Genomic DNA, 26,696 nt, shown 5'->3' on the forward strand with positions numbered 1-26,696 from the left:
TTGCATTACACAACTAATTGATTGATGCAAGTAAAGGTGAAGTGATTGATCGAGAACGAGCCCGCGATCGATGCGATCGCGGTACAGCTCGTCCGGCTGCACCGGCTGCGGGATCGGGCGATGGCCCAGGTCAAGGACCGCTCCGGCATTGATCCGGCGGGCTTCGTCGTACTGTTCCGGCTGGTCTGCGACGGGCCGATGCGCTCGGGCGCGCTCGCCGAGGCCGTGCACTCGGACGCCTCGACCGTGAGCAGGCAGGTCGCGCAACTGGTCGACCGCGAGCTGGTCCGGCGCGTGGCCGACCCCGACGACGGCCGCGCCACCGTGCTCGAGGTCACCGAGGCGGGCCGGGAAGCCGCCGACCGGATCAGGACCAAGCGCAGGGAATCGGTCGCCCTCATCACCGACGACTGGTCCAGTGCCGACCGCGCGACGTTCGCCACCCTGCTCACCCGCTTCGTCGACGACTACGACGCGGCCCGCCCCACTCTGCTCACCCGCGCGCCGGCACTGAGCTCGACCGCGACGGAGAACCATTCGTGACCACCACCGTGGCCCCGGTGACGGACTCGCCCGCAGGCTTCACCCACCGCCAGATCCTGACCATCCTGTCCGGCCTCATGCTCGGCATGCTGCTGGCCTCGCTCGATCAGACGATCGTGTCGACCTCTATCCGCACCATCGCCGATGACCTGCATGGCTATTCGATGCAGGCCTGGGCGACGACGGCCTATCTGATCACCGCGACGATCAGTACCCCGCTCTACGGCAAACTCTCGGACATGTTCGGCCGCAAGCCGTTCTTCCTCACCGCCATCGGGTTGTTCATCATCGGCTCGCTGCTGTGCACGCTGGCGACCTCGATGTATCAACTGGCCGCCTTCCGCGCGTTCCAGGGGCTCGGCGCGGGCGGCCTGATGTCATTGGCGCTCGCCATTTTGGGCGACATCGTCAGCCCTCGGGAACGGGCCCGCTATCAGGGCTATTTCCTTGCGGTCTTCGGTATTTCGAGCGTGCTCGGACCAGTGCTTGGCGGCCTGCTCGCCGGACAGGACACCATTCTCGGGATCACCGGCTGGCGCTGGGTGTTCCTGGTGAATGTGCCGCTCGGCCTGCTCGCGCTGGCCGTGGTGACCAAGGTGCTGAAGCTGCCGCGCCGACCGCGCGCCACCTATCGCATCGATGTCGTCGGCGCGGTCGTGCTCGCGATCGGACTGGTACCGCTGCTGGTCATCGCCGAACAGGGACGTGAATGGGGCTGGGGCAGTACCGGTTCTGTGCTCTGCTACGTGATCGGCGCGCTCGGGCTCGCCGGCTTCGTCGCCGTGGAGCGGTTCATGGGTGACGCGGCGCTGATCCCGTTGCGGATCTTCGCCAATCGCACGTTCGCGCTCGGTGTGGTGATCTCGTTCGTCGTCGGCGCTGCCATGTTCGGCGGCATGCTGCTGCTGCCGCAGTATCTGCAGGTCGTGCGTGGGGCAGGCCCCACACAGGCGGGGTTGCAGATGCTGCCGCTGGTGCTCGGGCTGATGCTCGGCTCGATCCTGTCCGGTCGGCTGATCTCCAAGACCGGGCGCTACCGGATCTTCCCGGTGATCGGCGCCGCCTCGCTGACCGTCGGACTGTTCCTGCTGCACCTGCTCGACGCCGACAGCCCGCTCTGGCTGGCCATGCTGTTCATGGCGCTCACCGGTTTCGGTCTCGGCAATCTGATGCAGCCGCTCACCCTGGCGTTGCAGAACGCGTTGCCGCCCAAGGACATGGGCGTGTCCACCGCGTCGGCCACCTTCTTCCGGCAGATCGGCGGCACCCTCGGCGCCGCGGTCTTCCTGTCGATCCTGTTCTCGCTGCTCACCCCGAACATCACCGAGCAGATGGAACGGGCCGCGACCGATCCGGCCTATCAGCAGGCCGTCGTCACCGGCGCACAGAGCACCAATCCGGCCGACGCCGCGCTGGCGAAGGGCTTGCTCGCGGGCGACACCTCGGCGGCGGGCACCGTCCTCGAGGACAGCTCGATCATCCAGCAGCTCGACCCGGAACTGGCCGAGCCGTTCCAGGTGGGCTTCGCCGAATCCATGTCGACGGTGTTCCTCGCCGCGACCGCGGTCGCTCTGCTCGCCCTGGTCCTCGTGCTGTTCTGGAAGGAAGTACCGCTGCGACAGCAGGGCGGTATCCAGGCGGCAGGGGACGCGAAGGCGGCAGAGGGTGTCGGTGCGCTGGTGGAGACGACCGCGCAGTCGAGCGCGCCCACCGAACCGGGCGCGGCGGGTCGCGCGAGCGGGCCGGGATCGCCGCCCGCGTGAGCCCCCGAGTGCGGTCGACGGTGGGTGGCGAGGTCCGCCGACCGCCGACCAGGGTGGGCAGGAGGCAACGCCGAGGTGGGGTGAAATTCCCCCTAGGGGTGGCTGTTTCGGCGATATCAAGTCCTTAGCGTTCACGGCACCGCGATAAACGAACGCAAAGGAGTACCCGAAATGCGCATCAAGAACACTATCGCCGCCGGACTGCTTGCCCTGGCGACCGTCGCCGGGGTGTCGACGGTCGCCGCAGGCACCGCGTCCGCAGCTCCGGCGGGCACGTACTACGGCACCTATGCGACGCTGGCGGCATGCCGCGCCGACGGCGAATCGCCCTACACCGGCGGCTATTACTGGGAGTGTGTGGAGAACTGGGACGGCTGGGATCTCTACATCTGGTATTAGCATCCGGCCGAAATGGGCACCCGACCTGGCGCCGGGTGCCCATTCCCGTAATCGGTGGCGCCGATGTCTGGTCAATTGGCTAGATTGTCGGTCTGAAGTCCCCCGCCAGAGAGATTTGTCCGCATGCTGAAATTCGCCGTGCTCGGTGAGGTCCGCGCCTGGCGCGAGGCGACCGAGCTCGACCTCGGCTCGCGGCAGCAACGCGCGCTCCTGGCCGCACTCCTGTTGCGGACCGGACGCTCGGCGACCGTGGACGAACTCGTCGCCGACGTCTGGGGCGAGAATCCGCCCGCCAGCGCCACGGGCGCGCTGCGCAACCACATCCTGCACCTGCGCCGCGTCCTCGAACCCGACCGCGCGGCGGGCACACCGCCCACGGTGCTCGTCTCCCTCGGGGGCGGCTACGCGCTGCGGGTGCCTGCCGGCTGCGTCGACATCGAACAGGTAGACGACCTGATGGTCGCCCTGCACACCGGCCATGACACCGGCGCGGACGTCGCGAGCGAGACCGTCGACGCGGCCCTGCGCTACTGGACCGGCACCCCGCTGGCCGGGCTGCCCGGTCCGTTCGCCGAACGCCAGCGCGCCCACCTCGCCGACCGGCGCCTCGTGCTGCTCGAACAGCGCGCCGAACTGGATCTGCGTCGTGGCCACTACAGCGAGGCCATCGCCCAGCTCGGCCCCCTGTGCGCGGAACAGCCGCTGCGGGAACGGCCGCGCGGGCTGCTGATGACCGCGCTGTATCAGTCCGGTCGGCAGGCCGAAGCTCTCGGCGTCTACGCCGAGACCCGCCGCGCCCTGGTCGAGGAACTCGGCCTCGAACCCGGCCCCGAGCTGGCCGACCTGCACCGCCGGATCCTGGCGGGCGAAGTGTCCGCACCGGACGCGGCGCCTGCTCCGCGTGCCACACCGCGGGTGGCGCAGCTGCCCGCCGACGTTGTGGATTTCACCGGCCGGGCCGAGGTGGTCGACCTGCTGGTCGACCGGCTCACCGCCGACGGGCCAGGTGTCGCGGTCTGCACCATCGGCGGCATGGGCGGGATCGGCAAGAGCGCGCTGGCCGTCCACGTCGCGCACCGGGTGCGCGAGCACTTCCCCGACGGACAGTTGCATGTGGACCTGCACGGCTTCGCCGCCGACGGCGCGTCAGGGGCGGACGCGGCCGACACCCTCGGCGACTTCCTGCGGGCACTCGGGGTACTCGAGGGCGAGCTGGCCGCGGGCGGCGCGGAACGGGCCGCCCAGTTCCGCAGCAGGCTCGACGGCAAACGCGTACTCGTCGTGCTGGACAACGCCCGCGCGGTGGACCAGATCGCCCCGCTGATTCCCGGCACACCGGGGTCGGCGGTGCTGGTCACCAGCCGGTCGGCGCTGCCCGAGCTGCCGGGCACCACCGCGGTCCGGCTCGACGTGCTCACCGACGCCGAGGCACATCGGCTGCTGGCCGGTATCGCGGGCCGCCGCCGCATCGCCGCCGAACCCGAAGCCGCCGCCGCGGTGCTGCGCGCCTGCGGTGGTCTGCCGCTGGCCGTGCGGATCGTCGGTGCCCGGCTGGCCGCGCGCCCGGCCTGGACGGTGCACGCCATCGCCGAGCGACTCCGCGATGCGCAACAGCGGCTCAGCGTGCTGCGCACCGGCGACCTCGCGGTGGAACTGGCCTTCCGGATCAGCTACGACCAGCTCGACGCCGGGCACGCGCGCGCCTTCCGCATGCTCGCCGTGCCCGAGGTGGCGGAATTGTGCACGCAGGGCGCGGCCGCCGTTCTCGGCATCGACGCGGCCGACGCCGAGCAGGTGTGCGAGGACCTGGTGGATCTGAACCTGCTCGAATCCACGGCACCCGGCCGCTACACCTATCACGACCTGCTGCGTTTGTTCGCCAGGGAACTGCCTTCCACCGGCCAGGCCGACCCGCCGCTCACCGCGCTGCGCCGGCTGCTCGACTTCTACCTGGCAACGCTGAAAAACACTGTCGCGGTGTGTAATCCGGGCACGAAGCTGCCCGAGAATCTGCGCGCGACCACCGCGCCGGGAATGCGGTTCGCCGACGAACCCCAGGCCCAGGCCTGGCTGGCCGGCCAGCGCTACAACCTGGTCTCGCTGTATCGCCAGTGCGCGCAGACCGGGGGACCGGTACTGGCACCGGCCGCCGATATCGCCTGGGCCACCGCGGAACTCGTCGACGGCGGTGCCAACTGCATCGAAGTGGCGCGAGCGCTGGAGGAACTGCTCGACGCCGCCCTGCGGGCCGGGGACCGTTCGGTGGAGTGCCGGGTGCGGGTGGCGCTCGGTGTCCTGCTCGCGTGCTCGCTCGGCGCGCTGCGCCAGGGGCGTGACCACCAGCGCATCGCGCTGTCGCTGGACCGCGGCACCATCAGCGACGCCAGGCTCACCGCCTTCGCGGCGCAACTGCTGGCGATCTCCACCCGCTGCGGAACCGAGACGGCGGCGCCGCTCGCGCATTCGGCCAGGGCGATCCGGCTCGCCCGCCGCATCGGCGACCGCGCGGTCGAATGCGCCTGTCTGGTGCACGAGGTGAAGACGCTCTCGGACGCGGGGGACTATCCGGCGGCCAGGGCACGCGCGGTCGCGGCCAGGGCGATGGCGGTCGAACTCGGGAACCGCTCGCTCGAGGTGATGGCGATGCACGAACTCGGCGTGACCCTGGTCTTCCAGGGCGAGACCGCCGAAGGGGTGCGCCTGTGCGCCGACGCGGTGGTCGCGGCCAGGGCTGGCGGGATCGAACTGCGGCTGGGCTGGGCACTGTCCCGGCTGACCCAGGTGCTGCTGATGGCGGGCCGGGCCGCGGAGGCCGAACCCGTGGTCGACGAGGCGATCGAGGTGCTCACCCGGGTGGTCGGGCCACTGAGCCGGGCCAGGGTGCTGGTGTTGCGCGGCATGGTGAAACAGGCCGTCGACAAACCGGGGGAGGCGCAGGAGTCCTTCGACACCGCGGCCGAGGCCTTCGCGTCGATGCCGGACCCGCACCTGGCCCGCGAGCGGTTCGCCGTCGACCTCGAGGCGCCGATCACCACGGTCCTGCACGCGCAACGGGCGGCGCTGCGGTCGCGGCTGCGCGTCATCGCCGCGTCATAGCGGCATCATCGCCCTGGTCGCCAGCGATGCGAGTAGCTCGCGAACAATGCTGTTCACGCGATAGATTACGGTACGTACCGCGGTAATCGCCCAGCGCGAGCGGTGTCGTCGCCGGGGGGTCGGCGGCCCGGACCGGGTACACGAGAACGGGAAGTCCGAAGCCCCGAAGGGCCACGGACTTCCCGTTCCTCGTCTGGCGATCGGCTCAGTGGCCGGATTCCTTCAGCCGCGCGAAGGACTCGTCGATGATCTTCTCGGCCTCGGCCCGGTCCAGCCACTCCGAACCCTGGACGAACTTGCCCGGCTCCAGATCCTTGTACCGCTCGAAGAAGTGCTTGATCGCCGACAGCTCGAACTCCGAGACATCGGCCAGGTCCTGGATGTGATCCCAGCGCGGATCGCCCGCGGGCACACACAGCACCTTGTCGTCGCCGCCCGCCTCGTCGGTCATCCGGTACACGCCGACCGGACGCGCCTCGACGATGACACCGGGGAACACCGACTCCGGCAGTAGCACCAGCGCGTCCAGCGGATCGCCGTCCTCGCCGAGGGTGTTCTCGATGAAGCCGTAGTCGGCCGGGTAGCCCATGGAGGTGTACAGGTACCGGTCGAGCTTGACCCGGCCGCTCTCGTGATCGACCTCGTACTTGTTCCGAGAGCCCTTGGGGATCTCGATGGTGACGTCGAACTCCACGCCATCTCCTTGCTTCGAGTGCTTGTCGTAGCCGAATCGCCAGATCGTTCTGGGGAACCGTTGCGCAACGAGGATAGTGTGGTGGGCTGGTACACCGGTGCGGCAGGCGGTGCGAGGCGCGCGGTCGAGCGGTGCCGGACGGTGTTGAGGGAGAGCGACGAGCGTGATCGGTCGAAACGAGCAGAATTCGGGACCACGCTCCGGCGGGGGCCGCTGGATCTGGCTGTCCGCGGTCGTGGTGGCATTGCTGCTGATCGCGGGCGGTTTCGCCGCGATCGCGCGGCCGTGGACCCCGGAGTTCCGGCACGGCGGACTCACCGTCGCGCCGCCGCCCGCCATCGATCGCGTGCCCGCCGCCGTGACACCGGCCGACTCGGCCGCGCCCGCGCCGACGGTCGCCGGGATCGCCGCCGCGCTCGCCCCGGTGGTCGGCAGCCCCGATCTCGGCGCGTTCGCCGGTCAGGTGACCGATCCCGTCAGCGGCACGGTGCTCTGGAGCCAGGATCCGGCCAAGGCGATGATCCCGTCGTCGACGGCCAAGGTCATGCTCACCGCCGCCGCCCTGCTCACCCTGCCCGATGATCAGCGCGTTACCACCAGGGTCATCGCAGGCGCACCGGGAGAACTGGTGCTCGTCGCCGCGGGCGACCCCACCCTGACCAACACCACCGACGGCGGCTACTACACCGACGGGCCACGCATCGCCGACCTCGCGGCCCAGATCGCGGCGTCCGGCCGGCAGGTGACCTCGATCGTCGTCGACACCACCGCCTACACCGGCCCCGCGCTCGCCGCAGGCTGGGACCCGATCGACATCCCGGAGGGTTCGATCACCCCGATCGAACCGATCATGCTCGACGGCGGTCGCTTCGACCCGTCGGCCGACTACTCGCCGCGTACGCACACCCCCGCTCTCGACACCGGACGGGCGCTGGCCGTGGCGCTCGGTGTCGACCCGAACGCGGTACGGGTCGGCGCGGCCGACCGCACCGGCGCCGAGATCGCGAAGGTGGAATCGGCACCGCTGCGAGTCCGCCTGCACGACATGATGATCCACTCCGACAATGTGCTCGCCGAGACCATCGGGCGGGAACTGGCCGCCGCCACCGGGCACGAGGCCTCCTTCGCCGGTGCCACCGCCGCCACCGCCGCCGCGCTGACCAGCGCCGGGTTCGATGTCACCGGCCTGCACCTTGCCGACAACAGCGGGCTCTCCGTCGACGACCGGGTGCCGCCGCGCCTGCTCGACGCGATCGTGGCGACCGCGGCCGAGCCCACCGGCGACGATGCCGTCGTCCCCGCGGGCACACAGGCGCGGCCGGAGCACGATCCGCGCGCCGCCGCGCTGGCACCACTGCTGGACGACCTGCCGGTCGCCGGTGGAACCGGCACGCTGGCGCCACGTTTCGTCACCCAGAACCGGGCGGGCGCGGGCTGGGTGCGGGCCAAGACCGGAACTCTGAGCGTCGCGAGCGCGTTGGTGGGATATGTGCTCGACCGTGACGGACGGGTACTGACCTTCGCGCTCATGTCCAACGACCGGCTGCCGGAGGTCAGCAGGCCCGCCCTCGACGCGGTGGCGGGCGCCCTGCGCGACTGCGGGTGCAACTGAGAGCGGGTAACGGTGAGCGACAACAACGGGAAGAGCTCGGGATTCAGCGGCGCGGTGGATTGGCGGCTCGCCGCACGCACCGGTGCGGTCCTCGCGCCCGCCGGGCCGCGTACCTCGCGGCAGACCGCCGAAGGCGTCGTCGCCGAGCTGGCCGAGGCCTCGGTGCGGGCCGAAGGGCCGGTCCGTGAGGTCAGCGGGCTGCTCGACGACCGGCCGGTGCCCGCGGCCAGGATCGTCGACCGGCCGGGCTGGATCGCCGCCGCCGCCGACTCTATGGCCGTGCTCACCGGCACCGAGACCACGCCGACCGGCAAGCTCGTCGGCAAACCCGCCGGTGTGCAGGCGGGCACCATGCTGGCGTTCCTGTCCACGGCGATCCTCGGCCAGTACGACCCGTTCACCGGCGACGACGGCACCCTGCTGCTGGTGGCCCCGAACATCCTGCACGTCGAACGGGCGCTCGGCGTAGACCCGTCGGACTTCCGGCTGTGGGTGTGCCTGCACGAGGTGACCCACCGGGTGCAGTTCTCCTCGGCGCCGTGGCTGGCCGACTACATGCGCACCAATGTCGACATCCTCAGCGAGGTCGGCGAGGAGCCGATGAGCGAGCTGCTCGGCAGGCTGGTCGGCGAGGTCAAGGCACGGCGCAACGGCGAAACCGCCGACGACCCCAACAGCCGTGGCGTCGTCGGCCTGCTGCGCGCGGCTCAGGCGCCGCCGCAGCGCGAGGCGCTGGACCGGCTGCTGATGCTCGGCACCCTGCTCGAGGGCCACGCCGACCACGTGATGGACGCCGTCGGCCCCGCGGTGGTGCCCACCGTCGCCGATATCCGCGCCGCCTTCGACAAGCGCAGGAAGAAGCCGACAAACCCCGTCCAGCGCCTGCTGCGCGCCCTGCTCGGCGTCGACGCGAAGGTGGCGCAGTACGTGCGCGGTAAGAAGTTCGTCGACGCGGTCGTCGACCGGGTGGGGGTCGCCGAGTTCAACACGGTGTGGACCGACGCGGACACCCTGCCGCGACTCGACGAGGTGGATCACCCGGACCGCTGGGTCGGACGAGTTCTCGGCTGAACGATCCGCGCTGCGCGTGCACAATCGCGCCGATCGGTCGAAATCAGGACAGGCGGCGCGATTTGTGGCGGCGCAGCGCGGAGCCCGGCGGACTTCGAGACGGACAGAGCGCCAACTACGATGACGAGATGCCTACTGTGCTAGACCCGGCGCTGTACGGCGCGTATCCCAGCCCGGTCAACGGCGATTCGGCCGGTCGATGACGCCACCGGTGCGGCTGCCGGAGACCGGGGCCGTGCTGGCCGTGCGGCGGGCCGTGCGGGACTGGGTCGATGCGCATGGTGGGCCGATGCCCGTCGTCGTCGGGCTTTCCGGTGGGGCGGATTCGCTGGCGCTGGTCGCCGCGGCCGTGGTCGAGGTGGGTGAGGTGTGGGTCGTTGTCGTCGATCACCAGTTGCAGGACGGGTCGGCGGAGGTGGCCGAGCGGGCGGCCGCGCAGGCTCGGGCGCTCGGGTGTGCGTCGGCGTTGGTGATGTCGGTCGAGGTCGGACGCGAGGGCGGGCCGGAGGCCGCGGCGCGGGCGGCGCGCTACGCGGCACTGGAGTCGGTGCGCGGTGACCGGCCAGTGCTGCTCGGGCACACCCTCGACGACCAGGCCGAAACCGTGCTACTCGGTTTGGCGCGCGGGTCGGGTGGCCGTTCGATTCAGGGAATGGCGGCGTGGAACGCGCCGTGGGGGCGGCCATTGCTCGGGGTGCGGCGGGCCGAGACCAGGCAGATGTGCGCCGACCTCGGGATCGAGCCATGGGACGACCCACACAATGTGGACCCCGCCTACACCAGGGTTCGGCTGCGGACCGAGGTGTTGCCGCTGCTCGAGGACGTGCTCGGGGGCGGGGTCGCCAAGGCGCTGGCGCGCACGGCCGAGCAGTTGCGCGATGACGGTGCGGTCCTCGACCGGCTCACCGCCGATTTGCTCCGCGCGGCGACGCTTCCGCAATCGGATGCGGGCCCAGCGCCGGAACCTGGACGCGCCACCGGCGATGCCGAACTGCCGGTCGGACCTCGGGCGGGGCAGCCGACCGAAGGCGATGGTGGCCGCCACAACAGCGATCGACCGGCACTCTCGATCGAGATCCTGGCCACTGCCGACCCGGCGCTACGCCGCCGCGCGATCCGCGCCTGGCTGACCGCCCAGGGCGTCGGCCGCCTGCTGAACGCGCATTTACAGGCGATCGACGAGTTGGTGAGCGAATGGCGCGGGCGGGGCGGAGTCGCGGTGGCGGGCGGAAGCAGGGACCACAGGTTGGTCGTCGCGCGCGAGCATGGCACGCTGACGGTACGCGCGCAGCCGCGAAACGATGCCACATAATGGATCGGGCCCGGTCGGGATCGAACACCACGAAGGGAAAACCACTTCCGTGTACGGAGACGACATCGCTTCGGTGCTGATCACCGAAGACCAGATCAAGGCCAAGATCGAGGAACTGGCCGAACTGGTCGCCAAGCGGTACCCGCCGGATGCGCCCGAGGGCGACCTCCTGCTGATCGGCGTCCTCAAGGGCGCGATCTTCTTCATGACCGACTTCGCCAGGGCCTTGCCGATCCCCACTCAGCTCGAGTTCATGGCGGTCTCGTCCTACGGCTCGTCCACCTCGTCCTCCGGTGTCGTGCGCATCATGAAGGACCTGGACAAGGACATCGCGGGCCGCAATGTGCTGATCGTCGAGGACATCATCGACTCCGGCCTCACCCTGTCGTGGCTGCTGCGCAACCTGGCCACCCGCAACCCGGCCTCACTGGAAGTGGTCACCCTGCTGCGCAAGCCCGACGCGCTGCGCACCCCGGTGGAGGTAGCGCACGTGGGCTTCGACATCCCCAACGAGTTCGTTGTCGGCTACGGCCTCGACTACGCCGAGCGCTACCGCGACCTGCCCTACATCGGCACCCTGGACCCCAAGGTCTACTCGTAACATCGGAGCGCTGGCGCGCTCGAGTCGCGGCCCCCTTGGTCCCGTCGATCAGGCGCCGTTTCTTGCTTCTTCGTCGCTTGCGCAACGGCGCCTGATCGACGGGACGGGCCGCGACCGCCGACTTCGTCGGCGCCCCTCCTCGGGGTCGGGTCGTCGGGGCTGGGTTGGGTGGTGAGCTTGCGGACTCGGGGTATACGTCGAGTGCTGGACGGGTGATCACCAGGAGATGGTGCAGGTGTTTGCCGGGTGGAGGTCTGCGGGATCGCCTGATGATCTTGGTCGGGCGGGGTTCAGGTGAAGGCGCGTAAGACCGTGTCGACGAGGGCGTCGGCGAACGCTTCGTCGAGCGGGCCGGCGCCGGGGAGCCAGCGCTGGGTGATGGGGCCGTAGAGCAGGTCGACCATCAGGTCGAGGTCGGCGTCGGCGCGCAGTTGGCCCGCGAGTTGTGCGCTCGCCAACCGGCGCACCTTGGCCGCGTGGATCGGGGCGTTCAGTTTCTCCCGGTAGAGCGCGGCGAGGTCGGGATCGTTGATGACCTCGGTGAGGACGGCGCGGATGGGCGCGCTGAAGGCGGGGTCGGCGAACTCGGCGACGGTCGCGCGCAGCACCGTTTTCAGGTCGGCGGCGATATCGCCGGTGTCGGGGAGTTCGATGAGGCCGTCCTCTGGGCTCGCGCTCGGGGCGAGCAGCGCGTCGAAGACCACCGCGCCTTTGGACGGCCACCACCGGTAGATGGTCTGTTTGCCGACGCCGGCGCGGGCCGCGATGGCCTCGATGGTCAGCTTCGCGTAGGCGGTCTCGCCGACGAGTTCCCTGGTCGCGGTCAGGATCGCGGATCGGGATCGCTCGCTGCGGCGGGTGCTGTCCGGTGTGCGTGCCATGCGCCCGAGTCTAACCCGAAAACAAGACGAGACGTTACGTCTTGACAGTCGAGCGAACCGGGCTCATAGTTGTGAGCGTCAACGAGACGAACCGTCTCGTCGCTACTGGAGGAGGCTCGTATGACCCGCGCAGAAACCCAGCCCCGCACCTGGTTCATCACCGGTGCCTCGCGTGGCCTCGGCCGGGCCTTCACCGAGGCCGCGCTCGCCGCGGGAGACCGCGTCGTCGGCGTCTCCCGTGACGTCAGCCCGCTAGCCGAACTCGTCGCGGGCTCCGGCGGCAGGCTGGTCACCTTCGCGCTCGACGTCGCCGACCGCGCGGCCGTCTTCGCCGGCGTCCAGCGGGCCTACGACGCCTTCGGCGGGCTCGACGTGGTCGTGAACAACGCGGGCGCCGTCGTCCTCGGCATGCTGGAGGAACTCACCGAGGAACAGGCCCGCGCCCACCTCGACACCAACTTCTTCGGCGCGCTCTGGGTGAGCCAGGCGGCGATTCCGCTGCTGCGTGCCCAGGGTTCCGGCCACATCATGCAGGTCTCCTCGATGGGCTCGGCGGGCGGCTTCGCTGCCACCGGCGTCTACAGCGCGGGCAAGGCCGCGCTCGACGCGATGACCGAGGCGCTGGCCATGGAGGTCGAGCGCTTCGGCATCGCGGTCACCATCCTGCAGCCGGGGGGCTACGAGACCGGCCTGTTCACCACCGGCCTGACCATGACCGAGCAGAACGAGGCCTACGCCCCGCTGCGCGCCTGGCTCGCCGACATGTGGAACGAGTCCACCGACGCCGACCCGGCCATGGCGGCCGCCGCCGTCCTGCGTATCGCAGACCTGGACACCCCGCCCAAGCGCGTCGTCCTCGGCGACGCGGCCTACGACATGGTCGGCGATCTCAGCAGGGCGCGTACCGCCGAACTCGCCAAGTGGGAGAAGCTCAGCCGCAAGGCGGGGTGAGGTGCGCGCCGACCACGCGCAGCAGCGCGCGAATATCGGACTCGATCACCCGGAACAGCGCGTAGGAGCCGATGAAACCGATCACCCCGCCCACGCAGATCGCGCGGAGCGGGGTGGTTGTCGTGAGCAGATCGGCGATCGGCAGGAAGGTCGCGCCGACGGTGACCACCAGCGGAATCGACGCCGTCACCACGAGATAGCGCTGGGAGCGGCCCGACAGCGTGGTCAGGGCGCGCCCGTCGCCACGGAAGTCCTGGCCGTGGTGCAGGAACAGTGGGTACACACAGCGAACCAGGTAGAGGGTGATCAGGAAGAACGGGTAGGCCATGGCGATCGCGGCGCAGATCACCGCGACCAGCAGTAGATGCAGTGCGGTCCTGGCAGGCAGTTCCTGGTCGACCAGCCCGATGGTCGTCGCGTACACCCCGGCCGCCGCGATCCACAGCCCCGATACCACCGCGACGGCCCTGCCCGCGAACCGCAGACAGTCCTGTCTGGCCCGGTCCAGGGTGCCGGGGTCGCATCGCTCGCCCCGGCGCAGGCGGGCGGGCACGGTCAGCAGTCTGCGCCCGAGGTAGATCAGCACGATGCCGCCCACCGAGAAGAACACCACGTTGGTCACAACCGAGGCGGTGGCCTGTGCGGCCTGGGTGCCCGGCGCGAGTCTGCTGTGCACCAACGCGACGTTGAGCTGCCTGTTGTAGTAGGCGGCGATCGCATTGGGGATCGTGATAGCGAGCAGGAGCAGCGGAAACAGATACGGGCGCAACCGAAGTCGCCAGCTCGCCTGCGGTGGATCGGTGAGGCCGCGAGCGTGCGGGTCGAGACAGAGGTCGAACTGCGCGGTCAGCGTGCCGCCATCGGGCCAGCGGTCGGCGCGATCCGGTTCGAGACAGGTCAGCAGGACCCGGCGCAGCGCGGCCGGACAGTCGTCGGGCACCTGGTCGAGCGCGGGTGCGGCGATGCCGTCGTAGCGCCGTTCCAGGGCGGCGTCCAGCGCGATCTCCGGGCGCAGGTCGTCGATCGGCACGGTGGTGTCGTCGAACGGCTTGCTCCCGGTGAGTAGTTCCCACAGCAGGACGCCGAGCGAGTAGATGTCGGCGCGGGTGTCCAGATCGGCGGCGGTGCGGGCGTGGCCGGGGTGGCAGGCTTCGAGCTGCTCGGGCGACATGTACGACAGCGAGCCGCCGAAATAGGACACCGGACTGGTATCGATGGATCGGCTGAAGCTGATGTTGAAGTCGGCCAGCTTCGGCACACCTTCGGCGGTGAGCAGCACATTGGCCGGTTTCACGTCACGGTGCAGCACGCCGTGGTCCGCCGCGTGCGCGAGGGCGGCGGCCAGCCTGCTGCCGAGCCAGGCCACGGTCTCCGGCCAGCTCAGCGCGGCGAGCTCGGCACGCACCGTCGAGTCCGTCGGGCGGATCTCGCCCTTCTCCTCCATCGCCGCGTCCACCGCGTCGAGCAGCAGCAGACCGGAGCGCTCGGCGGGTGGGGTCGCGCGGACCCAGCGCAGCACGCCGAGCAAGGTGCCGCCAGGTAGGAACTGCATGTACAGCAGGCGTAGCGGGGGCGACCCGTCGACGGGCAACTCGATGACCTGCTGATCGAAGACCCGCACGATGAAATCGTGATCGAGCTGGGCCAGTGTCTGCGGCTCCGACCCGCTGTCGGCCGAGATCTTCACCGCGACGAGCCGCTGCATCGACCGCTGCCTGGCCAGGAACACCCGGGCGAACGCGCCGGCCCCCAGCTCGGTCAGCAGCTCGAAATCGCCGATCCGGCAGCCGACCTCGATGCGGTCCAGATCGCGGCGGTCGGTCGGGTGCGCGGTAGCGGTGCGGTCGAGTGCGGGCCTGGTGGCTTCGGTGCTCGTCGGGCTCACACCCGGTGGTACGGGTGCGCCCGAGCCGCGGTTCAATCCGCCTCAGCAGACCACCCGGTCCAGCGCGGCGAGATCGGCCTCCAGCGCGCGGAACAGCAGATAGGAGCCGACGAACGCGACGATGCCGCCCACACACAGCACCCGCACGGCCACGATCACCTGCGGGATATCGCCGGGCGGCAGGAAGGTGACACCGGCGACCGCGAGCAGCGGCACCGAGGCCGCGATGGCCAGGTACCACGTGCAGCGGCGGGTCAGCGCGCGCAGCCAAGCGCTGTCGTCGGTGCTGATCTCGCCGTGCCGGAGGAAGATCGGGTAGATGCAGCGCACGAGGTAGAAGGTGACCAGGAAGAACGGGTAGGCCACGGCGATCGCGCCACACACCAGCAGCGAAGCGAGGAAGTGCACGATGGCACGGCCCGGCACATCACCAGCCGCCAGCTGCAGCGCGATCGGGAAGGTGACGCCGGAGATGGCCCACAGCGAGAACGCGACGATGACGAACTGGTCGCCTAGGCGCAGCGTGTCGTGTCTGGTGCGGCGCAGGGTCGCCGGGTCGTAGCGCCGTCCGTGCCGCATTCCCCGCGGCACCGACAGCACGAACCGGGCCAGATACAGCAGCACCACTGTGCCGAGCGGGAAGAACACCAGATTCACCCCGGCGGTGATCACCACGAACGACTGCTGCGCCGTGTCGCTGAGCCTGCTCACCACCAGTGACTGGTTGTGCACGATGTTGTACCAGGAGGCCAGCGCGTTCGGCACGCCGACGGCGAGCACCATGATCAGCAATGGCCAGCGGCGCAACCGCAGCTGCCAGCTGTGCGGCGGCGGGTCGACGAGATCGCGGGCGCGCGCGTCCAGGCACAGGTCGAATTGCTTGGCGAGCACCGCGCCGTCGGGCCAGCGGCGCGCCCGATCCGGCTCGAGGCAGGTGAGCAACACCCGGCGCAGGGCGGCGGGGCAGTCCTCGGGCACCCGGTCGATGGCGGCGCTGTCGACACCGCCGGTGCGGCGTTCCAGCATGGCCTCGAGCGTGGTCTCGTCGCCGCTGCCCGCGGCCGCCGCGGTGCTGTCGTCGAACGGCTTCGCCCCGGTCAGCAGTTCCCACAGGACGACGCCGAGGGAGTAGATGTCGGCGCGGGTGTCCAGGTCGGCGGCCGAACGGGCCAGGCCGGGATGGCAGGCTTCCAGCTGCTCGGGCGACATATATGACAGCGAGCCGCCGAAGTACGACACCGGGCTGGTGCCCTCGACCTCGCGACTGAAGCTGATGTTGAAGTCGGCGAGCTTGGGCACCCCCTCCGCGGTGAGCAGCACATTGGCCGGCTTCACATCGCGGTGCAATACGCCGTGCGCGGCGGCGTAGTCCAGCGCCTCGGCCAGCCGTCGGCCGAGCCAGGCGACGGTTTCCGGCCAGGTCAGCGCGGCCAGTTCGGCGCGCACGCTGGAATCGGTCGGCCGGATCTCGCCCTTCTCCTCCATCGCCGCGTCGACCGCGTCGAGCAGCAGCTTGCCGCTGCGTTCGGTGGGCGGGGTGGCCCGGAGCCAGCGCAGCAGTCCGAGCAGGGTGCCGCCGGGCAGGAACTGCATGTACAGCAACCGCAGCCTGCGCGCACCTGCCGGTGTCGCGTGGGCGTCGAGCAGCCGCTGGTCGAACACCCGCACGATGTAGTCGTGGTCGAGCTGGGCCAGGGTCTGCGGTTCGGTACCGCGATCGGCGGAGATCTTCACCGCGACCAGCCGCTGCATCGACCGCTGCCTGGCCAGGAACACCCGGGCGAACGCGCCGGAACCGAGCCCGGTGAGCAGTTCGAAATCGCCGATACGCTGACCGATTTCGATGCGGTCGAGCGGCTCGAACGCACCGGGCGACGCGTCGGCGGCCGTCGCGGCCGTCGCGGCCGAGGTCGCCGTCGCGGTCAGATCGAGCTCAGGGGTGGTCACCTCAGTAGTACGAGTCTGCTCGGTGGGTTGGTTCAGCGTCGCCTGGGTGCTCTGCTCCAGCTCGTCGCTGTTGAGCAGGCCGCGCAGGCTCGCCGCCTGGTGCGGATACTCCCGTAGACACTCGCGCGGGTCGACCCGCTCACCGCTGTGCCTGCGGATCACGAACTCCTCGAACACCAGCCCGACGGGCAGGCCCGCCAGATCGAGTTCGGGGAATTCGGCGCAGTACTCGGCGAGACGCTTGCGGGCGATGTCGGCGCGCGCGTGGTGCAGCCAGCGGTTGCGCAGATCGACCCGGATCAGCTCGTGCAGGGCCTGCCTGCGCAGGGTGCGCGCGTCGGGCAGGAACTCGGTGATCTCCGGCGGCGCCCCGGCCACCGAACCCCACGCAGCGACGAAGGCCTCCACCACATCGCCACGGAGATTCGTCGGCCGGCCGGTGGACGGGTCGCTGTTTCCGGTGTCTTCGCTCATGCCTCCGCCTCGCCGGCGCTCGGCTGCGGCATGCGCGGTGCGCTCAGGTTCGCGCCACACCGACAGCATCGGCCCCCGAGCCCTCTTCCGAATGATAACTTGCGCATTCACGGCAGATCACCCGAATCTCGAGACCATGCGACGGGGGCGATTCCGCAGATGCACGAGGACAGCACAGCGGTAGCATGGGAGTCCGTCGACGACGACGGCGTGACAGACGCTGAGGTGACGATGGGTGCCCAGGAATTCCCCATCGGCGGCCCGGCAGCGGCGCTGGCCGCCCGGGTGCGCGCGGGCACGATCGCGCCCGTCGACGTGGTCACCGAGGCACTCGCCCGCATCTCGTCGGAGAACCGGAAGATCCACGCGTTCAACGTGGTTCGCGCTCAACAGGCGCGAGCCGAAGCGGTGGAGCTGGCCGCCCGCGACGACCTGGACGCGCTGCCGCTGGCCGGGGTGCCGGTGGCGATCAAGCAGAACATCGCGGTGGCAGGCGTGCCGACGCGGACGGGTTCGGCGGCCGCCGCCACCGATCCGGCGCAGGTCGATCATCCGGTGGTGGCGCGGCTGCGGGCCGCTGGCGCGATCGTCGTCGGGGTGACGGCGATGCCGGAGCTCGGGCTGTGGGCGACCACCGACGAGGCGGAGATCGTCACCCGTAATCCGCGCGATGTCGGGCGGACCGCGGGCGGCTCCTCCGGCGGCGCCGCGGCGGCCGTCGCCGCGGGCTTGGTGCCGATCGCGCACGGCAACGACGGGCTCGGCTCGATCCGGGTGCCCGCCGCCGCGTGCGGGATCTTCGGGATCAAGCCGGGTCGACAGGTGGTGCCCGCGGAGATCGGCGCGAACTCCTGGGCCGGAATGGCCGAGAACGGCGTGCTCGCGACCACGGTTTCGGATGCGGCGCTAGCCCTTTCGGTGCTGGCGGGCCGACCGGACCTGGCCGAGCTGCTGCCCCCGCAGCGATTGCGTGTCGGGCTCGCGGTGGCTCCGCCGTCGCGGCTGGTCAGGATGGATCGGCACTGGACGGCGGCGGCGCGGACCGCGGGCGCGCGGGCGGCGGCGGCCGGGCACCTGGTGGAACCGGTGGACCTGCCCTACGGTGACGCCGCGCAGGCCATGCTGCTGCGCTGGCCCAGCCTCGCGCTGGCCGACGCCGATCGGCTACCGCATCCCGAGCTGCTGCAACGCCGGACCAGACGGCACCTGGCGGTCGGCAGGCTGATCCGGCGGCTGCGGCTGGTCAGGGCGAGCCAGGTCGATCGGATCGAAGCGCAGATGGGTGATTTCTTCGAGAATTTCGACGTGGTGATCACGCCGACGCTGGCGGCGCCACCGCCCAAGGCCAAGGTGTGGAGCGGGCGTGGCTGGGCGGCGAACGTGCTGAGCTCGGCCCGCTACGCGCCGTTCACCGGCGTCTGGAATCTGCTCGGCTGGCCGGCCGCGTCGGTACCGATGGGCACCCATCCCACGGCGCACACCCCGCTCGCGGCCCAGTTGGTCGGTCCGCCGGGCAGCGAGGCCACTTTGCTCGGCCTCGCCGCCCAGCTGGAGCTGACGAACTAGACCGCGACCGCGGTCGGCGTCGGCGACTGTGGCTCGGAGAACCCACCGTCGACGGCGCGGCCCGCGAACTCCAGGATGGTCGGGCGGGTGTCGTCGGCGCGCCAGGCCACCGCGAGCTCGCACGGGCTCAGACCGGTGACCGGGCGTGCGGTCAGACCGGGCCAGCGATACATCGGCACATTGTTCTCGGCCAGCAGGCACACGCCGAGGCCGAGGCTGACGGCCTCCAGCTTGTCCTCGGGGGTGGCGGCTTCGGCGCCGATCTTGGCGGCCCGGCCGCCGCGGGCGTCGTTGCCGAGCCAGAAGTCGCGGACGGCACCGGCTTCGGTGGGCAGGGCGACGAACGGTTCGTCGAGCAGGTCGGCGAAGTCGATGGTCTCCTGCTCGGCCAGCTGATGGTTCTCCGGGAGCAGGACCCAGCGCGGTTCGGTGCGCAGCACCTGCCAGCGGTAGCGGTGCGAGTCGGGCAGCGGCAGCCAGACCAAGGCCAGGTCGGCCTGGCGGCCCGCTAGGCCGCTGGACGGGTCGTTCCAGGAGGCGGCGTGCAGGGCCAGTCGGTGTCCGCTGGCGCTTTCCAGGTCGTTGAGCAGGCCGCGGCCGAGCGCGGACTGGATGCCGACGCGCAGCACCTCGCCCGCTTCCTGGAGGGAGACGTTGGTGACCTCCCACAGTTCCAGGATCTTGCGGGCGCCTTCGAGCAGTTCCTTACCGGCTACGGTGAGGGCGACACTGCGTTGGTTGCGGTCGAACAGGACCACGTCGAGCTGGCGTTCGAGCTGGCGGATCTGGCGGGAGAGCGTTGGCTGAGCGATGTGCAGCCGCTGGGCGGCGTTGGTGAAGTGCAGTTCCTCAGCGACGGCGACGAAATACCGCAGATCGCGCAAATGCGGGTCCATAGCACCTTGCTATCAGAATAGGTCGGGAAAATCCAGCCAAAACAGGCACGGAAGTTCGCGTAAGTGGATCAAAACAGTCGTGGAGTTGGTATCCGACAGCATATGGCCTCGGATGGTGAGGTGCATCATTGAGGTGTCATTGATGTGGTGGATTCGGTCTCCGGATCGCGGCGGGCGCGCCGAGAGCGAGGTGACCAGCGCAAATGCGGCGGGTTTCACATGACTCGGTGCGAAGTGTCGCACGCTGCACGATGGCAGAACGAACCGATGACCACGGTTTCGGTGCCTGACGATCAAATAAGGTGATCTTCATCACAAACAGGTTTCGGTCCGGCTGCGACGGATCGCCGTCGCAGCCGGACCCTGGGGCTACTGCCCCTTCTTCAGCCGCAGCACCGCGGGCAGGTCGATCCGGCGGATACCGCGCGCACCCGCCGCCCGCATCGCCGCCACCGCGACGACCAGCTTGTTCATGTCGTACGGGTACCAGAACAATTCCTTGCCCATGGTCGGCAGCTTCGGCTTCGTCATCGCCTGCGCCCGGCAGTACTTGCGCACCCCGGCCGCGCCGCCCCACCGAGCGCCGACGCCGGACATGCCCCAGCCGCCCATCGGCATCGCCGGGTTGAACAGGTTGGCGAACACGTCGTTGATATTCACCGCGCCCACGTTCAGCTGCCTGGCCACCCGCTCGCCACGGGCCTTGTCACCGGTCCACACCGAGGCAGAAAGGCCGTAGATCGAGTCGTTGGCCTGCCGGATCGCCGCGTCCTCGTCGGCCACCTTCATCACCGGCAGCGTCGGGCCGAAGGTCTCCTCGGCGATGCACGACATCGAATGATCCACGTCGACCAGCACGGTCGGCTCGAAAAAGGTTCCGACGCCGGTGCGCTTGCCGCCGGTGGTCACCCTGGCACCCGCCGCCACCGCCTCGTCGACGTGGCGCGCCACGATGCGCACCTGGTTCTCGTTGGCGAGCGCGCCGACATCGTGCTTCGAGGCCCTACCGTCGGCGCCCTGCCGCAGCGCCGCGACCGCCTCGGTCAGCTTGGCGACGAATTCGTCGTAGACCGGTGCCTCGACATACACCCGCTCGACCGAGATGCAGACCTGCCCGGCGTTGAACATCCCGCCGAAGGCGATGCCGTGCGCGGCGCGATCCAGATCGGCGTCGGCCAGCACGATGGCCGGGTCCTTGCCGCCGAGTTCGAGGCTGTAGGGCACCATCCGTTCCGCGCAGGCCGCGGCGATCTTGCGGCCGGTGGCGGTGGACCCGGTGAACTGGACGTAGTCGGCGTTCTCGACGACCGCCGCACCGGTCGCGCCCGCCCCCGTGACCACCTTGAACACCGGCGGCGCGCCGATCTCGGCCCAGCCGCGCGCCAGCTCGACCGCCGACAGCGGGGTCACCTCCGACGGCTTCAGGATCACCGCGGCGCCGGCCGCGAGCGCGGGAAAGACGTCGATCGCGGGCATGGCGAGCGGGAAGTTCCACGGTGTGATCACGCCGACCACCGGATACGGGCGGTAAGCCACCGTCAGCGACTTCACCCTGGCCAGCGGGCTGTGCGGCGACGGGTGCTCGTCGGCGAGGAACTTGCCCGCGCGACGCGCGTAGTACCCGAGCAGATCCACCGCGAAGGCCGGGTCGATGAGCGCGTCGACGCGCGGCTTGGCCGTCTCCGACTGCAGCACCCCGGCCAGGTGCTCGGTGTTGTCGATCAGCCAGTCCTGCATCTTCAGCAGCCAGCGCTTACGGCCCTCCGGTCCGATCGCCTCCCATTCGGGCTGGTAGAGGCGCAGTTCCCGAACCGCTGCCGCGACATCGTCCGGCGCGAGGACCGGTACGGTGCCGACGCGGTCGCCGGTCGCCGGATTGTGTACTTCGATCACGGCCGTGGACTGGTCGAGTTCGGTCACTGGTGTACTCCCCACTGCGTTGTGTGCTTTGAATCACCAACTGCAAGCGTGGCACAACCCGGCGCGACCGTACAGTGTCAGAACGGCCGTGCGCTATCCCGCTTCGCGGTCCGCGGCATCCCTGGCCGCGATCCGGCGCAGCGGCGGCTCGGTGGGCGGGGGCACCCGGCGATCCGGCAATTCGGCAAGCAGGGTGGTGGTGGCCTCGGCGATGGCGGCCACGGCCTTGTCGACGGCGGGCTTGGTGGTGCTGCTCAGTCCGGAGATGCCGCCGACTTTGCGCACGTATTGCAAGGCGGCAGCGTAGATCTCCTGCTCGGTGGCGGCAGGCTCCAGACCACGCAAGACGGTGATATTTCTACACATGTCAGAACCATAGACCTGTGTGACAGGTCACGCGAGGCATCCGCGGCACTAGACTCTGCTGCATGCCTGCCAGGGGAGTACCAGCGCTGACCACCTTTCCCTACCCCGAACTGGACGAGCGCGAGGAAGACCACTGGTCCGGCGCCGGGGTGAGCGACGACGAACTGCGCGCGCTCGCACTCGGCGCCTTCTATTCCACCCGCTGGGACGCCTTCCACGACGCGATGCTGCTCGGCCCCGAACGCGAGCACCCGCTCGGCGACCGCCGCGAACTCGCCATCGACACCCTCACCGGCGCCTGGGGCATCACCGACGGCACCGAGGCGCGCGCGTCGATGGAGCAGCTGCTCGAAGGCATGCACGCCCCCCTCTACGCGCTGGTGCATCCATTGGTGATGGCCTCGATCAACGCCAGCGAGCGCGACCGCTTCGGCGAGCGCGCCGACCGGCACCGCGCCTTCCTACGACAGGTCGGCTCGTTCCGCGGGATGGAGAACCCCGAGGCGCTCGTCCGCGACTACGACATCTGGGCCCAGGCCATCAAGATCGGCTTCACCGAGCACCTGGCCCGCCCGCTCCCCAACGACATCCAGGCCTGGGACCTGGCCCGGGTGGTCGCCGTCGCCAGGATGGCCTTCACGGCAGGTTACCTGGACGCCGACGTGGCCTGGGAATACGTCATGCGCGCGCTCCCGCCCGCACAGCGCCGCTACCGCAACTGGCGCCAGTTCGGCGACGCCTACCTGGCCGGCTGGACCTACTGGCAGGCCACCGAGGACCTGGCCGAACTCAAGAACGGCGGCGTCGATCGCCGGATGGAACTGCTGCGGCTGTGGACCCGCCCCACCAGCCCGTGGCGCCGCATCGAACTCAACGAGCCGGAGAAGCGGAACCAGCCCGAGGTCACCGAACCGAACTGATCGACAGCGCGCCGCGCGCACCCGAGTCGCCTCACCAGGCAGGTCGCGCGCCGGCGCGCCATCGAGCACATCTCACAGGCTGCGCAGGATCCCGCGGCCGTAGCGCTGGAACTGAGTGTCGTCGACCATGCCGAGCGAATGCCGTTCCACCAGCAGTTCCCACTCCGCGTACAGCTGAGAGACGCCGGGATCGGCGGGGCCCGCTGCGCCGTCGGCGGCCTGCCTGCGGACGGCGAAGTTGACCGCGCAGGTCACCCGCTCGGTGTCGGCGCGGTCGGCGCCGGCGAAGTGCAGAGTGCGATTGCCGTCGCTGACGTCCATGCCGGAGCCGCCGTGCCTGGTGTCGATCTCACCGGGGGCCGAGCGCGCGCCGTCGACGGTGCGGGCGCCGAGGATCGCGGGTACCGGCAACTCGTGCGCGTAGCGCTCACCGCCGATCCCGAGGAACAGCAGCCGGGTGGTTGTCGCGGCGAGCAGGCCGGTGCCGTGGCCGGCGGGTGGCGTGGCCGTGGCGATCGCGGTCTCGAGGACATACTCGTCGGGCGTGACGTAGCGGTGCAGCGCGTTGACCGCCGAGCGGGCCTCCTTGCGCGGCGCCATCCGGCGCACCGCGCGCTCGACATCGGCGCGTACCGGTCCCGATTTGCCCCATTCCGGGGCGGGCGGGGTGAGATCGGGTGCTGCCACGTCGATGCGCTTGCTCGCCAGGATCTGGTCGTTGATCCGGTCGACGATGCCGAGCGCGGCAGGCACGTCGTGTTCGGCGATGAGCACCGGCAGCGGAGTGCGGTCGGCAGGCACGCCGGTGAGCACCGGGGTGGGGTAGCGCTGGTAGATCTCGATCACCACCGCGTCGTCGGCGCGCCTGTTCAGGCGCACCTTGAGCAGGTCGGCGATGGGCACATCGAGTACCCGCTCGCCGTCGCTACCAGGGCGGAGAACGGTGAGCCGTCCCCGGCCGTGGCGCAGAATCGCTGTGGGTGTCCGTAGCTCGACGATGTCCGTACCCCCTGCGCTCTCGTTGTGTCCTCGCCCACGATATGGCGGGCATGACATGATTGTGGCCACTTGCAACAACACGCCCGGGGCGTTCGGGAACCTCCGTCGTGCCTCGAGCGTTGACCAGTGCAACTGCACCAGCAGCCGAACTGCGCGATGTATCGAACTAGACCGTACGCGGTAACGTGGCATGTCCGCATCCGAAACCCGCCGATCTCGACGCTTCGCTAGGCACACCCGGAGAAATAACCGGAAAGGACTGGGCCGTCCGGCCGACGCTCTATGAACCGCAAGACAGTGTTTCGCACCTTGGCGATCATCTCGGGCATCATGCTCATGATCTGGCTGTTCAGCTATCTCGGCGATGACACGCGCGGCTGGGAGAGTGTCGACACCTCCGTTGCGCTGAGTCAGCTCGAGAACAAGGACAACATCAAGAACATCCAGATCGACGACAAGGAGCAGCAGCTCCGCGTCGAGCTGAACAACGGCAACGAGGCGACGAACAACAACACCAAGATCGTCGCCAAGTACCCGGGCGGTGGCGAGAACTCGGCCAAGATCCTCGACGCGGTGCAGCAGTCCGGCGCGCCGTACGACACCGTGGTCAAGCAGGAGAGCTGGCTGTCGCAGCTGCTGCTGTTCATCGTGCCGATGGTGCTGCTGGTCGGCCTGTTCATCTTCGTGATGTCGCGGATGCAGGGCGGTGGCCGCGGCGGCATGATGGGCTTCGGCAAGTCCAAGGCCAAACAGCTGTCCAAGGACATGCCCAAGACCACCTTCGCCGATGTGGCCGGTGCCGACGAGGCCGTCGAAGAGCTGTACGAGATCAAGGACTTCCTGCAGAACCCGGCCCGCTACCAGGCGCTCGGCGCCAAGATCCCGAAGGGCGTGCTGCTTTACGGTCCCCCCGGCACCGGCAAGACGCTGCTCGCGCGTGCCGTCGCGGGTGAGGCCGGGGTGCCGTTCTTCACGATCTCCGGTTCGGACTTCGTCGAGATGTTCGTCGGTGTCGGTGCCTCCCGCGTGCGTGACCTGTTCGAGCAGGCCAAGCAGAACAGCCCGTGCATCATCTTCGTCGACGAGATCGACGCGGTCGGCCGTCAGCGTGGCGCGGGCCTCGGCGGCGGCCACGACGAGCGCGAGCAGACGCTGAACCAGCTGCTGGTGGAGATGGACGGGTTCGGCGACCGCACCGGCATCATCCTGATCGCGGCGACCAACCGCCCCGACATCCTCGACCCCGCACTGCTTCGCCCCGGTCGCTTCGACCGGCAGATCCCGGTCGGCAATCCCGACCTGGCCGGTCGCCGCGCGATTCTGCGGGTGCACTCGCAGGGCAAGCCGATCTCGCCCGACGCCGACCTCGAGGGCCTGGCCAAGCGCACCGTCGGCATGTCCGGCGCCGACCTGGCCAATGTCATCAACGAGGCCGCGCTGCTCACCGCGCGTGAGCACGGCGCCGTGATCACCGGCGAATCGCTGGAGGAGTCGGTCGACCGGGTGATCGGTGGTCCGCGCCGCAAGAGCCGCGTCATCAGCGAGCACGAGAAGAAGATCACCGCTTACCACGAGGGCGGCCACACTCTCGCCGCCTGGGCGATGCCCGATATCGAGCCGGTCTACAAGGTGACCATCCTGGCCCGCGGCCGCACCGGCGGTCACGCCATGACGGTGCCCGAGGACGACAAGGGCCTGATGACCCGCTCGGAGATGATCGCCCGCCTGGTGTTCGCGATGGGCGGTCGCGCGGCCGAGGAGTTGGTGTTCCACGAGCCGACGACCGGCGCGTCCTCCGATATCGACCAGGCGACCAAGATCGCTCGCGGCATGGTCACCGAGTACGGCATGAGCGCGCGTCTCGGCGCGGTGCGCTACGGCCAGGAGCAGGGCGACCCGTTCCTCGGCCGCTCGATGGGGCAGGGCTCGGACTACTCGCACGAGGTGGCCCGCGAGATCGACGAGGAGGTGCGCAACCTGATCGAGGCGGCGCACACCGAGGCCTGGTCGATCCTGAGCGAGTACCGCGAGCAGCTCGACGCGCTGGCCACCGCGCTGCTCGAGCGCGAGACGCTGAACCGCAAGGACCTGGAGACGCTGCTGGCCGGGGTCGAGAAGCGGCCGCGGATCACCGCGTTCAACGACTTCGGTGATCGGCTCCCGTCCGACAAGCCCCCGGTGAAGACGCCGGGCGAGCTGGCCGCCGAGCGCGGCGAGCCGTGGCCGCCGGTGCAGCCGCCCGCTCCGGTGCCCGCGGGCGCCCCGCCTGCCAACGGGCACCCGGCCCAGCCGCAGTACGGTCAGCCCGCGCCGCCCGCGAGCGGCTACCCGCTGCCTGCCGCGCCGACCCAGGCGTTCCCGCGCCAGGGCGGCACCCACGGCTCACGTCCCGACTACGGCGCACCGGCCGGTTGGTCGGCGCCGGGGTGGCCGCCGCGGGAGGAACAGCAGCAGCCGCAGCAGCAGGGCCAGGGCGGATGGGGCCGGCCGCAGCCGCAGCAAGGCCAGGGCGGATGGAGCCAGCCGGAGCAGCCGCGCGACGCGGGTGGTTTCCAGCCGTGGGGTGAACAGCCCGCCGCCGCGCCGCAGCAGCAACCCGCCCCCGGCACCGAGCCGGAGAACAACGACTGGGAAGGGCCGAACGGCCGCCGCTGACCGGCGGCCAACTACGCTCGACCGTCGGATGCCGGACAGGACCGGCGGGAAGCCGGAGCAGACCCGGTGATGTGGAGGTACGGAGAAGGTGTCGGCCGATGAGAAGGTCGCTGAGCCAACGCGCAACGGGTCGAGTGCCGATCCG

Annotated in this window: 20 protein-coding genes; 12 read left to right on the top strand and 8 right to left on the bottom strand. The window is 70.0% G+C overall.

The window, feature by feature from the left end:
• The first annotated feature begins 45 nt into the window (after nt 1-45).
• From ACFOW8_RS05165 to ACFOW8_RS05180, 4 genes are all read left to right on the top strand, one after another.
• Nucleotides 46-543: a MarR family winged helix-turn-helix transcriptional regulator gene (locus tag ACFOW8_RS05165; RefSeq protein WP_378546174.1), complete on the top strand. Its 498-nt coding sequence runs from the start codon at nt 46-48 to the stop codon at nt 541-543.
• Nucleotides 540-2,306, top strand: a complete 1,767-nt coding sequence (locus ACFOW8_RS05170) for an MDR family MFS transporter (protein WP_378546177.1) — start codon at nt 540-542, stop codon at nt 2,304-2,306. Before ACFOW8_RS05165 ends, ACFOW8_RS05170 begins: the two co-directional genes overlap by 4 nt.
• A 171-nt stretch (nt 2,307-2,477) precedes the next feature.
• The gene (locus tag ACFOW8_RS05175; protein ID WP_378546180.1) at nt 2,478-2,705 is read left to right on the top strand and encodes a hypothetical protein; all 228 of its coding nucleotides are present in this window, start codon (nt 2,478-2,480) and stop codon (nt 2,703-2,705) included.
• Between the two features lie 123 nt (nt 2,706-2,828).
• Nucleotides 2,829-5,801: an AfsR/SARP family transcriptional regulator gene (locus ACFOW8_RS05180; RefSeq protein ID WP_378546183.1), complete on the top strand. Its 2,973-nt coding sequence runs from the start codon at nt 2,829-2,831 to the stop codon at nt 5,799-5,801.
• 205 nt (nt 5,802-6,006) lie between these two features.
• Here the strand turns inward: ACFOW8_RS05180 and ACFOW8_RS05185 are convergent, their stop codons facing one another.
• Nucleotides 6,007-6,495: an inorganic diphosphatase gene (locus tag ACFOW8_RS05185; protein ID WP_189029611.1), complete on the bottom strand. Its 489-nt coding sequence runs from the start codon at nt 6,493-6,495 to the stop codon at nt 6,007-6,009.
• Nucleotides 6,496-6,658: 163 nt separating this feature from the next.
• Here ACFOW8_RS05185 and dacB point away from each other — a divergent pair, with 163 nt between their 5' ends.
• The 4 genes from dacB (at nt 6,659) to hpt (ending at nt 11,091) form a co-directional block, all read left to right on the top strand.
• Nucleotides 6,659-8,107, top strand: coding sequence for a D-alanyl-D-alanine carboxypeptidase/D-alanyl-D-alanine endopeptidase (gene dacB, locus ACFOW8_RS05190; RefSeq protein WP_378546186.1), 1,449 nt, complete (start codon nt 6,659-6,661; stop codon nt 8,105-8,107).
• Nucleotides 8,108-8,119: 12 nt separating this feature from the next.
• Nucleotides 8,120-9,178, top strand: coding sequence for a zinc-dependent metalloprotease (locus ACFOW8_RS05195; RefSeq protein WP_378546189.1), 1,059 nt, complete (start codon nt 8,120-8,122; stop codon nt 9,176-9,178).
• Between the two features lie 199 nt (nt 9,179-9,377).
• Nucleotides 9,378-10,490 carry a tRNA lysidine(34) synthetase TilS gene (tilS, locus tag ACFOW8_RS05200; RefSeq protein WP_378546192.1) on the top strand — a complete coding sequence of 371 codons (1,113 nt, stop codon included), beginning with the start codon at nt 9,378-9,380 and terminating at the stop codon, nt 10,488-10,490.
• A gap of 49 nt (nt 10,491-10,539) precedes the next feature.
• Nucleotides 10,540-11,091, top strand: a complete 552-nt coding sequence (hpt, locus tag ACFOW8_RS05205; protein WP_110041409.1) for a hypoxanthine phosphoribosyltransferase — start codon at nt 10,540-10,542, stop codon at nt 11,089-11,091.
• A gap of 290 nt (nt 11,092-11,381) precedes the next feature.
• Here the strand turns inward: hpt and ACFOW8_RS05210 are convergent, their stop codons facing one another.
• Complete coding sequence (locus ACFOW8_RS05210) at nt 11,382-11,972, bottom strand: TetR/AcrR family transcriptional regulator (protein WP_378546197.1); 591 nt, start codon at nt 11,970-11,972, stop codon at nt 11,382-11,384.
• A 120-nt stretch (nt 11,973-12,092) separates the two neighbouring features.
• On the opposite strand from ACFOW8_RS05210, the gene ACFOW8_RS05215 reads away from it, so the two are divergent.
• Nucleotides 12,093-12,923: an SDR family NAD(P)-dependent oxidoreductase gene (locus tag ACFOW8_RS05215; RefSeq protein ID WP_378546200.1), complete on the top strand. Its 831-nt coding sequence runs from the start codon at nt 12,093-12,095 to the stop codon at nt 12,921-12,923.
• On the opposite strand, the gene ACFOW8_RS05220 is transcribed toward ACFOW8_RS05215, so the two are convergent.
• Both ACFOW8_RS05220 and ACFOW8_RS05225 read right to left on the bottom strand, forming a co-directional pair.
• Nucleotides 12,904-14,808, bottom strand: a complete 1,905-nt coding sequence (locus tag ACFOW8_RS05220; RefSeq protein ID WP_378546203.1) for a serine/threonine-protein kinase — start codon at nt 14,806-14,808, stop codon at nt 12,904-12,906. The two genes, ACFOW8_RS05215 and ACFOW8_RS05220, sit on opposite strands and share 20 nt — an antisense overlap.
• A gap of 42 nt (nt 14,809-14,850) precedes the next feature.
• A complete protein-coding gene (locus ACFOW8_RS05225) occupies nt 14,851-17,229 on the bottom strand; it encodes a serine/threonine-protein kinase (protein WP_378546206.1) in 2,379 nt (792 codons plus the stop codon).
• A 231-nt stretch (nt 17,230-17,460) separates the two neighbouring features.
• On the opposite strand from ACFOW8_RS05225, the gene ACFOW8_RS05230 reads away from it, so the two are divergent.
• A complete protein-coding gene (locus ACFOW8_RS05230) occupies nt 17,461-18,795 on the top strand; it encodes an amidase (RefSeq protein WP_378548496.1) in 1,335 nt (444 codons plus the stop codon).
• Here ACFOW8_RS05230 and ACFOW8_RS05235 read toward each other — a convergent pair.
• The 3 genes from ACFOW8_RS05235 to ACFOW8_RS05245 form a co-directional block, all read right to left on the bottom strand.
• Nucleotides 18,792-19,691 carry a LysR family transcriptional regulator gene (locus ACFOW8_RS05235; RefSeq protein ID WP_378546209.1) on the bottom strand — a complete coding sequence of 300 codons (900 nt, stop codon included), beginning with the start codon at nt 19,689-19,691 and terminating at the stop codon, nt 18,792-18,794. The genes ACFOW8_RS05230 and ACFOW8_RS05235 overlap by 4 nt on opposite strands.
• 369 nt (nt 19,692-20,060) lie before the next feature.
• The gene (locus ACFOW8_RS05240; protein ID WP_378546212.1) at nt 20,061-21,611 is read right to left on the bottom strand and encodes an aldehyde dehydrogenase family protein; all 1,551 of its coding nucleotides are present in this window, start codon (nt 21,609-21,611) and stop codon (nt 20,061-20,063) included.
• A gap of 93 nt (nt 21,612-21,704) precedes the next feature.
• Nucleotides 21,705-21,977: a DUF2277 domain-containing protein gene (locus ACFOW8_RS05245; RefSeq protein ID WP_378546215.1), complete on the bottom strand. Its 273-nt coding sequence runs from the start codon at nt 21,975-21,977 to the stop codon at nt 21,705-21,707.
• 62 nt (nt 21,978-22,039) lie between these two features.
• On the opposite strand from ACFOW8_RS05245, the gene ACFOW8_RS05250 reads away from it, so the two are divergent.
• The gene (locus tag ACFOW8_RS05250) at nt 22,040-22,897 is read left to right on the top strand and encodes a DUF1266 domain-containing protein (RefSeq protein WP_378546218.1); all 858 of its coding nucleotides are present in this window, start codon (nt 22,040-22,042) and stop codon (nt 22,895-22,897) included.
• Nucleotides 22,898-22,969: 72 nt separating this feature from the next.
• Here ACFOW8_RS05250 and ACFOW8_RS05255 read toward each other — a convergent pair whose 3' ends face one another.
• Entirely contained in the window at nt 22,970-23,800 is an 831-nt protein-coding gene (locus tag ACFOW8_RS05255) for a hypothetical protein (RefSeq protein WP_378546221.1), read from the bottom strand.
• A 378-nt stretch (nt 23,801-24,178) separates the two neighbouring features.
• Between ACFOW8_RS05255 and ftsH the strand changes: the two genes are divergently transcribed.
• Entirely contained in the window at nt 24,179-26,551 is a 2,373-nt protein-coding gene (gene ftsH, locus ACFOW8_RS05260; RefSeq protein WP_378546224.1) for an ATP-dependent zinc metalloprotease FtsH, read from the top strand.
• Nucleotides 26,552-26,696 lie beyond the last annotated feature (145 nt).

Origin of the sequence: Nocardia rhizosphaerae, from assembly GCF_042650365.1 — a bacterium.
GTDB lineage: Bacteria > Actinomycetota > Actinomycetes > Mycobacteriales > Mycobacteriaceae > Nocardia > Nocardia rhizosphaerae.

What these genes read in the sequence shown, in the direction of transcription:
- ftsH (WP_378546224.1), top strand. Translation starts at nt 24,179, where the DNA reads ATGAACCGCAAGACAGTGTTTCGCACCTTGGCGATCATCTCGGGCATC.
- ACFOW8_RS05235 (WP_378546209.1), bottom strand. Translation starts at nt 19,691, where the DNA reads ATGGACCCGCATTTGCGCGATCTGCGGTATTTCGTCGCCGTCGCTGAG.
- ACFOW8_RS05245 (WP_378546215.1), bottom strand. Translation starts at nt 21,977, where the DNA reads ATGTGTAGAAATATCACCGTCTTGCGTGGTCTGGAGCCTGCCGCCACC.
- ACFOW8_RS05230 (WP_378548496.1), top strand. Translation starts at nt 17,461, where the DNA reads ATGGGTGCCCAGGAATTCCCCATCGGCGGCCCGGCAGCGGCGCTGGCC.
- ACFOW8_RS05215 (WP_378546200.1), top strand. Translation starts at nt 12,093, where the DNA reads ATGACCCGCGCAGAAACCCAGCCCCGCACCTGGTTCATCACCGGTGCC.
- ACFOW8_RS05250 (WP_378546218.1), top strand. Translation starts at nt 22,040, where the DNA reads ATGCCTGCCAGGGGAGTACCAGCGCTGACCACCTTTCCCTACCCCGAA.
- tilS (WP_378546192.1), top strand. Translation starts at nt 9,378, where the DNA reads ATGACGCCACCGGTGCGGCTGCCGGAGACCGGGGCCGTGCTGGCCGTG.
- ACFOW8_RS05210 (WP_378546197.1), bottom strand. Translation starts at nt 11,972, where the DNA reads ATGGCACGCACACCGGACAGCACCCGCCGCAGCGAGCGATCCCGATCC.
- ACFOW8_RS05225 (WP_378546206.1), bottom strand. Translation starts at nt 17,229, where the DNA reads ATGAGCGAAGACACCGGAAACAGCGACCCGTCCACCGGCCGGCCGACG.
- ACFOW8_RS05175 (WP_378546180.1), top strand. Translation starts at nt 2,478, where the DNA reads ATGCGCATCAAGAACACTATCGCCGCCGGACTGCTTGCCCTGGCGACC.
- ACFOW8_RS05180 (WP_378546183.1), top strand. Translation starts at nt 2,829, where the DNA reads ATGCTGAAATTCGCCGTGCTCGGTGAGGTCCGCGCCTGGCGCGAGGCG.